The following is an 11,388-nucleotide window of genomic DNA, read 5'->3' as shown; positions in this document are numbered from 1 at the left end:
CTATCGGCTCCAGACGGTTGCTGCCGTTCCTTTCGCTGTGGTATAGTATGGAGCGGTGCGTACCTTTGAGTCGAATACGCACGGATCGGGATGCGGCGTCCGGTGCCCGATGGGTCGGCGCTGCGGATGATCGGTCCGGAGGGAAAACAAAAGGAGGAAATCAGTTTGGCCATTATCTCGATGAAGCAGTTGCTGGAGGCGGGGGTGCACTTCGGGCACCAGACGCGCCGCTGGAATCCGAAGATGGCGCGCTACATTTTCACCGAGCGCAACGGCATCTATATCATCGACCTGCAGAAGACCGTGCGCAAGGTGGAAGAGGCGTACAACTTCGTGCGGGAACTCGCGGCGTCGGGCGGCACCGTCCTGTTTGTCGGCACCAAGAAGCAGGCGCAGGAGGCCGTGAAGGAAGAGGCCGAGCGCTGCGGGATGTTTTACGTGAACCAGCGCTGGCTGGGCGGCACGCTGACGAACTTCAACACCATTCAAAAGCGCATTCGCCGCCTGCAAGAGCTCGAGCAGATGGAGGAAGACGGCACGTTCGAGGTCTTGCCGAAAAAAGAGGTCATTCTTCTCCGCAAGGAACGCGAGCGGTTGGAGAAGTTCTTGGGCGGCATCAAGGGCATGAAGAAGCTTCCGGACGCGCTCTTCATTATTGATCCTCGCAAGGAGCGCATCGCGGTGGCGGAAGCTCGCAAGCTCGGGATTCCCATCGTGGCCATTGTCGACACCAATTGCGATCCCGACGAAATCGACTATGTCATCCCGGGCAACGACGACGCGATCCGCGCCGTGCGCCTTCTGACGAGCAAGATTGCGGACGCTGTGCTGGAAGGCACGCAGGGTGGCGAAGAAACCACCGCGTGAGGTGAAAGGTGGCGGGTGCGTCGCGCTCTCGTCACCTTTTTTGTGCCGTGTGGCGCAAACGTCATCGATGACACACAGACGCTTGAGGAGGAAACCGTCGTGGCTGAGATCACAGCAGCAATGGTCAAAGAGTTGCGCGAGCGCACGGGCGCTGGCATGATGGACTGCAAGAAGGCGCTGACCGAGGCCGGGGGTGACATGGAACAGGCCATCGTCATTCTGCGCGAGAGGGGCCTGGCGCAGGCGGCTAAGAAAGCGGGGCGCATCGCCGCGGAGGGCGTGGTGGAGGCCTACATTCACGGCGGTGGTCGCATCGGCGTGCTCGTGGAGGTCAACTGCGAAACGGACTTTGTGGCGAAGAACGAGGAGTTCCGGGCGTTCGTGAAGGACATCGCCATGCACATCGCGGCCTCGAATCCGCAGTACGTGCGCCGCGAAGAGGTGCCGCAGGACGTCATTGAGCGGGAGCGGGAGATTTTGCGGGCCCAGACCCTGAACGAGGGCAAGCCTGAACACGTGGTCGACAAAATTGTCGAAGGGCGCCTGGAGAAGTTTTTCAAGGAGAATTGCCTGCTCGAGCAACCGTTTGTCAAGGATCCGGACAAGACGGTGGACACGCTGGTCAAGGAGAAGATCGCGACCATTGGCGAAAACATTTCGATCCGCCGGTTTGCTCGGTTTGTGGTAGGCGAAGGAATCGAACGCCAAGAGACGAACTTCGTGGAAGAGGTCATGTCTCAAGTTCGCTTGTCGTAAGGCTGGTGCATGAGGGGACACCGTCGTGTGTTCCCTTTCATGCCATTATGGCCGCCTATTTTCACGCGATGGAGGGGCCTGTGTGACGATTCCAAAATATCGCCGCATCGTTCTGAAGTTGAGCGGAGAGGCACTGGCGGGGCGCAACGGCTTCGGGATCGATCCGGCCGTGATCCGAGGCATCGCGAAGCAGATTGCCGATGTGGCGAAGCTCGACGTCCAGGTCGCGATTGTCGTCGGGGCGGGAAATATCTGGCGGGGTGCGACGGGCAGCCAGATGGGCATGGACCGAGCGACGGCCGACTACATGGGTATGTTGGCGACCGTGATGAACGCGTTGGCACTGCAGGATGCCTTGGAGAAGCTCGGGGTCGCCACGCGCGTGCAGAGTTCCATTCATATGTCGGAGGTCGCGGAACCGTATATTCGCCGCCGGGCCATTCGGCATTTGGAGAAGGGCCGCGTCGTCATCTTTGCGGGCGGGACGGGGAATCCGTTCTTCTCGACAGATACCACGGCCGCGCTTCGAGCCGCCGAGATCGAGGCAGAGGTCATCCTGATGGCGAAAAATGGCGTGGACGGCGTTTACACGGCGGATCCCCAGAAGGATCCCACGGCGACCAAATACGCGGAACTCGATTTCATGGAAGTGTTGAAGCAAGGGCTTGGCGTGATGGATTCCACGGCGGCGAGCTTGTGCAAGGACAACGACATTCCCATTTTGGTGTTCAACATCAATGAAAAGGGGAACATCCTTCGGGCTGTGATGGGTGAAAAGATCGGCACCTTGGTGGGAAAGGGTGATGGGCATGCATGAGGAATTGATCCAAAATCTTCAGGAGCGGATGGACAAGGCCATTCAAAACCTGCGGCGCGAGTTCGCGACCGTCCGCGCGGGACGAGCCGCTCCGTCGATGCTCGATCACGTCATGGTCGAGTATTACGGCGAGCAGATGCCGGTCAACCAGGTGGCGAGCGTGACCTCGCCAGAGCCGCGCCTGCTGGTCATCTCGCCTTGGGATAAGTCCATGCTCGGCGAGATCGAAAAGGCGATTCAAAAGTCGGACCTCGGGTTGAACCCTGCGAACGACGGCAACGTCATTCGATTGACGATACCTGCGCTCACGGAACAGCGCCGTCAAGAGCTGGTCAAACAGGTGCGGAAGATGGCGGAAGAGGCGCGCGTCGCCATTCGGAACATTCGCCGGGACGGCAATGAGGAGATCAAAAAGCTGGAGAAGGCCGGAGATCTCTCGGAGGACGACGTGCGTCGGCTCATGGAACGGGTGCAGCAGTTGACAGACAAGGCCATTGCACAGGTGGACCGCCTGTTGGAAGATAAGGAGAAGGACGTGACGCAGGTCTGAGTTCCAAGGTAGCTGGATTAAGGGGGATGCCAGCCTTGTTCAAGGGTTTTGGGCGTTCGCAGCGTGCCAGTGCGGCGGCGGTCGAGCAGCCAGCGCTCGACGTCAAGCCCCGGCATATCGGTCTCATCATGGACGGAAATGGCCGCTGGGCGCAAAAACGCGGTCTTCCCCGAATCGCGGGTCACCACGCGGGCATGTTGGCCATGAAGGAAGCCATCCGCGCGTGTGACGATTTCGGCATCGAATGCGTCACGCTGTATGCTTTTTCGACCGAGAATTGGAAACGCCCCGCGGCCGAGGTGGATTACCTCATGCGGCTGCCGGAGCAGTTTTTTCGGAGCGAGATCGACGAGTTGGTGAGGCGCAACGTCCGGGTGCGTTTCATCGGCGACACCGCGCGCCTCCCGGCGCATACGCAGGAAACCGTTCGCCGCGCCATTCAGTGCACGCAGCACAACACGGGGATGATTGTCAACTTCGCCCTCAACTACGGGGGGCGAATGGAGATTGTCGCGGCGATGGAGCGTTATGCGCGCGAGGTCATGGAGGGGCGTGCCACGGTGGGGCAGCTCACGGAGGCCACCTGCGATCGGTATCTCGACACGGCCGGGCTTCCGCCGCTCGATCTCGTCATCCGCACGAGCGGCGAAATCCGATTGAGCAACTTCCTGCTGTGGCAGGCGGCTTACGCCGAACTGTGGTTTACGGATGTGTTGTGGCCGGACTTTACACGCGACGATCTCTATCAGGCGATTTGCGATTATGCGAAGCGCAAGCGGAGGTTCGGCGCGATCGAGTAGGTGTCCATTTCCATGCTGAAGCAGCGGGTCGTCACGGCTGTGATCGCAGGGCTCGTGGTCCTGTTCGTGTTGTTATTCGCGGGGCTGACCGGCTGGCGGTGTCTCGTGTGGGTCGCGACGCTGGCTGGCGTTTATGAGTTTTGTCAGATGTTTGGGCAGCGGTGGTTCGACCCGGCTGCGTGGTTCGGGGCTATCGCGATCACGCTCGCAGACTGGTTCCCGAGACAAGCGTTTCACCCGTTCCTCCTGTTCCTGGCTGTGGCGGTGGTGTTCGCCCTGCCGGTGTTCACGCGAAGGCCGAATGACCTGCGCACCTACGCGGTGACGGCGTTTGGTGCGTTCTACCTCGCCGCGGGGGGCGCGTCGCTCATCGGGCTTCGCGCGCTGCCAGAGGGTTGGTTCTGGATCTGGTTGTTTCTGATCTCCGCGTGGATGTCCGACACGGCGGCGTATTTCGTCGGCCGGTTCATCCAGGGGCCCAAGCTGCTCCCCGCCATCAGCCCGAAGAAGACCGTGAGCGGCGCCCTCGGTGGCTTGGCCGGCGCGGTGGTCGGGGCGGTGGTGTTTGGCGAGATCGCCAAACGGGAACCCAACGCCTGGGTGTTGGCGGCCGTGGGGCTCCTCGTGGCGCTCACGGGGCAGGTTGGGGATCTGGTGGAGAGCGCCTACAAGCGCGCGGCCGGTGTGAAAGACTCCGGCCGGATGTTGCCGGGCCACGGAGGAGTTTTGGATCGAATTGACAGCTTGCTGTTCGCAGCGCCCTTTGCCCTGTGGTTCATCTCCGGCGTGTTGAACGGCTGGATGTAGAGGGGCCTGGTGGGGGAGTCGACATGAAGCGCATCGCCATTTTAGGAAGCACAGGCACCATTGGCGTGCAGGCGCTCGAGGTGTTGTCTCAGTTCGATACATACGAAGTCGTCGCGCTTGCGGCTGGGCGCAACGTGGAGCGACTGGCGCAACAGATTCGGCGGTATCGCCCGAAGCTCGTGGCCGTGGCGGACGACGAGGCGCGGCGTGCGCTGCACGCACTTGTCCCGGGCGAGCCGGTGGACATCGTGGTCGGAGACGAGGGGCTCGTCGCGTGTGCCGCGTATCCCTCGGATGTGGTGTTGAATGCGGTCGTGGGGGCGCGGGGCATTCTTCCGGCGCTGGCCGCGGTCGGCCGAGGCGCGCGGCTCGCGCTCGCCAACAAGGAGTGCCTCGTGGCGGCCGGCGATCTCATCCTGCGCGCCATGCGCGATGCGGGCGGCGAAATCGTGCCCGTGGACAGCGAGCACTGTGCGCTCCACCAGTGCCTGCGATCCGGCCGGCCGGAGGAGATTCGGCGGCTCGTTCTCACGGCGTCCGGCGGTCCGTTTCGATTATGGCCGAAAGCGCGCATGGCGGAGGTCACGGTCCGAGATGCGCTGCGCCACCCGAACTGGCACATGGGGCAGAAGATCACCATTGACAGCGCCACAATGATGAACAAGGGGCTCGAGGTGATCGAGGCGCATCATTTGTTCGGGGTGCCATATGATAAGATAGCTGTGCTTGTACATCCGCAGAGCATCGTGCACTCCATGGTGGAGTTCGTGGACGGCTCCGTGATGGCACAGCTCGCGACCGCCGATATGCGGCTGCCGATTCAATACGCCATCACCTACCCGGACCGACTTCCCGCGCCGTGGCCGCGGCTCGATCTCGCGAGCGTAGGGACGCTTCACTTCGAGGAGCCGGATCTCGACAAGTTCCGATGCCTGCGCTTGGCCATCGAGGCAGGGAGGGCGGGTGGCATCGCGCCCTGCGTCTTGAACGCGGCCAATGAGGTGGCGGTCGACGCCTTTTTGCGCGAAGCCATTTCGTTTTTGCGCATCCCTGAGGTGGTCGAAGCCGTGCTCGAACGCATGCCGAACGAAGTGCCTCAGTCGGTTGACGATGTTCTGCGCGCGGACGCCGAAGCGCGGCGTCTGGCCGAACTCTACGTGTCAAAGGGCGGATGATCAGTTGCCAATCTTAGCGCACCTCGAGTTCTATGCAGAGGCGGCCGTCGCCATTGTGCTCGTGTTTGGCGTTTGCGTGACGCTGCACGAGTTTGGCCACTTTTACGTCGCCAAACGGTGCGGCGTCGCGGTGCCTGTGTTTGCCATTGGATTTGGCCCCAAGGTGGTATCCGTGGTGCGGGGCGGGACGGAGTACTCGCTCAGGCTCATCCCGCTTGGCGGATTTGTGCAGTTGGCGGGCGAGGCCCCGCAAGAGTCGTGGTTCCCCGAGGGCCAATCGGTCGCGTACGAACTCGACGAAGCCGGGCGGATTTCCGCGCTCGGCGAGCCCCGCGACTTGCCCAACGCGCGTGTGGGCGTGGTGCGCGAGGTCGATCTGACGGACGAGATGACGATGACGCTCCAGACGGACGAAGGGCTTCAGCGCTTCCGCGTGAAGGAAGGCGCCCGCGTCATGCTGAGCCGCCGCTCGTCGATTCCCATCGTCCCGAAGGAGCAGCAGATGATTGGCAAGCCACTTTGGCAGCGAGCTGCCATCATTCTGGCTGGACCCGTGATGAACCTGATCTTGGCAGGCGTCCTGTTCTCGGCGGTGAACACCTACACCGGCGTTCCCACGACCACCGTGGGCCACGTCGAGCCGGGCACACCCGCGGCGCACGCGGGCCTCGTGCCGGGCGACACCATTGTGGCCGTCGACGGACGGCCAATTCACTCCTGGGCAGGGCTCGTGCGCGCAGTCTCTCTGGAGGGCGCGCGCGATGGCCATCCGGAGCCGCTTGTTCTCGAGGTCAAGACGGGTGGAGGCACGCGATCCATCGTCGTGACGCCTCGCATGGTCAGCGGTGAACCGATGATTGGCATCGACGCCGAGGTTTCTCACAACCCCATTCACACCGTCCCCGCGGGTTTTGCGGCGCTCGTTCGCGACATCGCCGTGACGATTCAAGGCTACGTGGGGCTGTTTGTCCATCATCAATTCCAGTCGCTCTCCGGCCCCGTCGGGATTGCGCACGTCATCACGGAGCAGGTTCGCTTCGGCATCTGGAACGTGATTGCCGTCACGGGCGCGCTCAGCCTTGGCCTTGGCCTGTTCAATCTGCTTCCCATCCCGGCGCTGGATGGCGGGCGGCTTTTGTTCATGGCCATCGAGCTCGTCCGCGGGCGGCGAGTGGATCCTGAAAAAGAGGGATTTGTGCATTTTGTCGGTTTTGCCATTGTCATGCTGTTCGCGGTCGTCATCACGTATCGCGATGTGACGCACTGGTTCTAGAGGGGAGCGCGAGCGAGACCATGGCGATGACCGAGCGCGCCGTCCGGGAACGGGTGCTCTGCAGGGTACGAAGCGTCCGCGTGCGCAGGGCGACCCAAGAGGTCCGCGTCTGTGTGGAGTCGCCCTTCGCCGGCTCGGCGCTTGACGTTGACGGATTCTCCTCTTTCTATCGCGATCTCGTCGAGATTCACGAGCTCTGCGCCTCTACGTTTGCCTCGTGCTCGTGGAGTGTCGAGGTGTTACCTCCCCAGGTCGTGTCTGCTTCGGAGGCGGAGTGCGCCATGCGCGCGCTCGCGGCTGCGTACGAGGCGCGTTCTCACCTGTCCGGCAAATGGCTGTCGCAGGCGAGGCTGACGGTGGAAGCGGTAGACGAGCCGGAGCGGCTTCGCGCTATCGTCCGCGTGCCGAGCCAACCCATTGCCGATCAGCTGAAACAGAAGGGGGTAGCGGCGTGGCTCGCCTCCGAGGCTCGCCGCGCGTTTGCCCTCGATGTCGACGTCGTCGTCGAGGTGGACGAGACGGCCTGTGAAGACGTGCTCGCGGCGGGTGAGAAGTTGAAGCAGGAGGCCGAGGCGCGCTGGCGGCGCCAGCTCGCGGAGGAGGCGAAGTTGGCGCGAGAACAGGCGAAGGAGTCGGACGGACGGGATGAGGCCGGCGCTTCCCAGGGCGCGGAGCCGCTCGTTGTGGGCCAGATGTACGACGAACCGGCGCCCATTTCCCTCCGGGAGATCGTGGATGAAATGCGCCGCGCCACCGTAATCGGCGAGGTCTTCGGCGTCGAGCGGCGGACGCTGCCCAGCGGCCGAACGCTGATTCAATTCGCCGTCACGGACCACACGGACTCGATTTCCGCCAAGATGTTTGTCCAATCCGATCGCGATCTTCAGGCGACCGCGAACCTCGCGGATGGCGCGTGGGTGAAGATTCAGGGACAGGTCCAATTCGATCCGTACGCCAAGGAAATCGTGTTCATGGTCCAGGCCATGCGTCCGCACGATCCGCCTCGCCGCATGGATCGCGCCGAGGTCAAGCGCGTGGAACTGCACGCTCACACCACCATGTCGGCCCTGGACGGCGTGGTCAGCGCCGCCGCACTTGTCAAGCGCGCGGCGGAATGGGGACATGACGCCATCGCCATCACGGATCACGGCGTGTGCCAGGCCTATCCAGAGGCCTATCAGGCCGCGAAGAAACACGGTGTGAAGCTCGTGCTCGGCGTGGAAGCGTACGTGGTCGACGACGGCGGGCTGTTGGTGTATCGGGAGTGCGACCGTCCGCTCGACGACGAGACGGAATTCGTCGTGTTCGACACGGAGACGACCGGGCTCAACGCGCGCGAGGACACGCTCATCGAAATTGCCGCGGTGAAGGTCAGAGGCGGTCAAATCGTGGACACGTACGCGACGCTCATCGACCCCGAGCGACCGCTCGACGCCAAGATCGTCGAGCTGACCGGGATCACAAACGAGATGGTGGCCGGACAGCCGAAACTGGAAGAGGCGCTCGACGGATTCCGCCGTTTCGCCCGCGGCGCGGTGCTGGTGGCCCACAACGCCGAGTTCGACGTGGGCTTCCTGAACCAGTGTGCTGAGCGGCTGGGACTCGATCCATGGGAGGAACCCGTCATCGACACCCTGGCGCTCGCGCGCGTGCTGTATCCGGGCGAGAAGAACTACAAGCTGAAGACGCTCACCCAGAAATTTTCCGTCGAACTCGTCAATCACCACCGGGCGCTGGCCGACAGCGAGGCGACCGCCAAGGTGTTCGTCCACATGCTCAAGGACGCCAAGGCGCGCGGGATCCACAACCTGCTCGATCTGAACCACCTCCGGGGCCAGATTGACATCTCGCGGGTCCGCCCGTTCCACGCCACCGTGCTTGTTCGCAATCGCGAGGGGCTTCGGAATCTGTATCGGCTCGTCTCCATCGCCCATACCAAGTACCTGCACCGCGTGCCGCGCATTCCCAAGAGTGCGCTCGCTCGGCACCGCGAGGGGTTGCTCATTGGCACCGCGTGCCGGCAGGGTGAATTGGTCGAGGCCTTCTTCCGCGGCAAATCCGAGGACGAGATCGACACGCTGCTCGAGTTCTACGATTACCTGGAGATCCAGCCGGTCAGTCACTACGAGCCGCTGGTGCGAGAGGGCGTCGTGGCGTCGTTCGAGCAGGTGCGCGAGCTGCTGCGCCATATCGTGGAGATGGGCAAGCGCCTGAACAAGCCGGTGGTGGCGACCGGCGACGTCCACTATTTGGACGAGCACGACGCCATCTTCAGGGAGATCTTCCTTCAATCTCAGAAACTGGACACCAAACAGCCGCCGCTTCACTTCCGGACGACCGATGAGATGCTGGAAGAGTTCGCATTCTTGGGAGAAGCGGACGCGCGTGCGGTGGTCATCGACAACCCGCGCCGCCTGGTGGCGCTGTGCGACGACGTGAAGCCGATCCCTGATGAGCTTCACACGCCGGTCATCGAAGGGGCGGAGGAGGAAATCCGGCAGCTCGCCTACGACAAGGCGAAGCGCATCTACGGCGATCCGCTGCCCGAGCTGGTCGAAAAGCGCCTGGCTCGCGAGCTCGACGCCATCATTTCGCACGGGTATGCGGTCATCTACCTGATTGCGCACAAATTGGTGACCAAATCGCTGAGCGATGGGTATCTCGTCGGCAGCCGTGGATCGGTGGGTTCGTCGCTCGTCGCCACCATGACGGATATCACCGAGGTCAATCCGCTGCCGCCGCACTACGTGTGCCTGTCGTGCCACTACCATGAGTTTTTCCTGCACGGGGAGTATGGATCCGGCTTCGACTTGCCGGACAAGACGTGCCCAGAATGCGGCGCGAAGCTGCACAAAGATGGTCAGGATATCCCGTTCGAGACGTTCATGGGCTTTGATGGCGACAAGGTGCCGGACATCGACCTCAACTTCTCCGGGGAATATCAGCCGAGGGCGCACCGGTACACGGAGGAGTTGTTCGGCAAGGATCACGTGTTCCGCTCGGGCACCATCTCCGTCGTCGCGGAGAAGACGGCCTACGGCTATGTGAAGAAGTTTGCCGAGGAGCGCGGCCTGGTTCTGCGCAATGCCGAGATCGAGCGGTTGGTGCGAGGGTGCACGGGCGTGAAGCGGACCACCGGGCAACACCCGGGTGGACAGGTCGTGGTGCCGCACTACGTGGAGATCTACGACTTCACGCCGATCCAGTATCCCGCAGACGATACGTCGTCGGAGACGCTCACGACGCACTTCGACTACCATTCGGGGCTCGAGAATTGCCTGCTCAAGCTCGATATCCTCGGCCACGACGATCCGACCGTCATTCGCATGCTGCAAGACCTTACGGGCGTCGATCCGAAGTCCATCCCGCTCGACGATCCAGACGTGCTGGAGCTGTTCCGAAGCACGCGCCCGCTCGGCGTCACCCCGGAGGAGATCCGTTCGACCACGGGTACGTACGCCATTCCGGAGTTTGGCACGCGCTTCGTGCGGCAAATGCTCGAGGACACCCGGCCGACGACGTTCTCCGAGCTCGTGCGCATCTCGGGGCTGTCGCACGGCACGGACGTCTGGCTGAACAATGCGCAGACGCTCATCCGCGAGCAAGTTGCGACGTTGTCCGAGGTCATCTGCGCCCGGGACGACATCATGCTCTACCTCATTCAAAAGGGGCTCGATCCGGCCCGGGCATTCAAGATCATGGAAGGCATCCGCAAGGGGAAGGGCGTCAAGCCGGAGGACGAAGCGTACATGCGGGAGCACGGGGTGCCGGATTGGTACATCGAGTCGGGCAAGAAGATCAAATACATGTTTCCCAAGGCGCACGCGGCGGCCTATGTGCTGATGGCGGTCCGCATTGCGTGGTTCAAAGTGCACCGGCCGCTCGCGTTCTACGCCACGTACTTCACGGTGCGCGCGGACGACTTCGACGTCGCTGTGATGACCGCGGGCAGGGACGCCATTTTGAAGAAGATCGACGAGATTGAGGCGAAGGGCAACGCGGCCTCGGCGAAGGAGAAGAGCTTCCTCACGGTGCTGGAGGTGGCGCTTGAGATGGTGGCGCGCGGGTATCGCTTCCTGCCCGTGGACCTCTACAAGTCGCACGCCACGCAGTTCCTCATCGACGAGGAGGCGCAAGGGCTGCGCCCGCCCTTTGCCGCGATTCCTGGGATTGGGGAGACGGCGGCGCGCAACCTGTATGAGGCCGCGCAGCAGGGCGAATTCCTGTCCCTCGAGGACCTGCAGTCGCGGGCGCGCGCGTCGCGGGCCGTGATCGACCTGCTCATGGAACTCGGCTGCCTCGACGGGCTTCCGGAGACCAATCAGCTTTCCTTGTTCTGAGGA

The 11,388-nt window shown here is 62.7% G+C and carries 9 protein-coding genes; all 9 read left to right on the top strand.

The window, feature by feature from the left end:
- Positions 1-165: 165 nt before the first annotated feature.
- The 9 genes from rpsB to AS26_RS03555 all read left to right on the top strand — a co-directional run bounded on the left by rpsB (position 166) and on the right by AS26_RS03555 (position 11,385).
- Positions 166-867, top strand: coding sequence for a 30S ribosomal protein S2 (gene rpsB / locus AS26_RS03595; RefSeq protein ID WP_062306196.1), 702 nt, complete (start codon positions 166-168; stop codon positions 865-867).
- A 99-nt stretch (positions 868-966) separates the two neighbouring features.
- Complete coding sequence (gene tsf, locus AS26_RS03590) at positions 967-1,623, top strand: translation elongation factor Ts (protein ID WP_012810763.1); 657 nt, start codon at positions 967-969, stop codon at positions 1,621-1,623.
- A gap of 82 nt (positions 1,624-1,705) precedes the next feature.
- Positions 1,706-2,440 carry a UMP kinase gene (gene pyrH / locus AS26_RS03585; RefSeq protein WP_062306194.1) on the top strand — a complete coding sequence of 245 codons (735 nt, stop codon included), beginning with the start codon at positions 1,706-1,708 and terminating at the stop codon, positions 2,438-2,440.
- The gene (gene frr / locus AS26_RS03580; RefSeq protein ID WP_062306192.1) at positions 2,427-2,990 is read left to right on the top strand and encodes a ribosome recycling factor; all 564 of its coding nucleotides are present in this window, start codon (positions 2,427-2,429) and stop codon (positions 2,988-2,990) included. The genes pyrH and frr overlap by 14 nt, the downstream gene beginning before the upstream one ends.
- 26 nt (positions 2,991-3,016) lie before the next feature.
- Positions 3,017-3,790, top strand: coding sequence for an undecaprenyl pyrophosphate synthase (gene uppS, locus AS26_RS03575; RefSeq protein WP_062306191.1), 774 nt, complete (start codon positions 3,017-3,019; stop codon positions 3,788-3,790).
- 12 nt (positions 3,791-3,802) lie between these two features.
- A complete protein-coding gene (locus AS26_RS03570; RefSeq protein ID WP_062306190.1) occupies positions 3,803-4,597 on the top strand; it encodes a phosphatidate cytidylyltransferase in 795 nt (264 codons plus the stop codon).
- Between the two features lie 23 nt (positions 4,598-4,620).
- Complete coding sequence (locus AS26_RS03565) at positions 4,621-5,772, top strand: 1-deoxy-D-xylulose-5-phosphate reductoisomerase (RefSeq protein WP_062306188.1); 1,152 nt, start codon at positions 4,621-4,623, stop codon at positions 5,770-5,772.
- A gap of 4 nt (positions 5,773-5,776) precedes the next feature.
- Positions 5,777-7,045: a M50 family metallopeptidase gene (locus tag AS26_RS03560; RefSeq protein WP_062306187.1), complete on the top strand. Its 1,269-nt coding sequence runs from the start codon at positions 5,777-5,779 to the stop codon at positions 7,043-7,045.
- A gap of 20 nt (positions 7,046-7,065) precedes the next feature.
- The gene (locus AS26_RS03555; RefSeq protein WP_062306185.1) at positions 7,066-11,385 is read left to right on the top strand and encodes a PolC-type DNA polymerase III; all 4,320 of its coding nucleotides are present in this window, start codon (positions 7,066-7,068) and stop codon (positions 11,383-11,385) included.
- Positions 11,386-11,388: the final 3 nt, after the last annotated feature.

Origin of the sequence: Alicyclobacillus sendaiensis NBRC 100866 (genome assembly GCF_001552675.1) — a bacterium.
Lineage (GTDB): Bacteria > Bacillota > Bacilli > Alicyclobacillales > Alicyclobacillaceae > Alicyclobacillus > Alicyclobacillus sendaiensis.
Note: the sequence above shows the minus strand (reverse complement) of the source record. Positions and strands in the feature narration are given on the sequence as shown.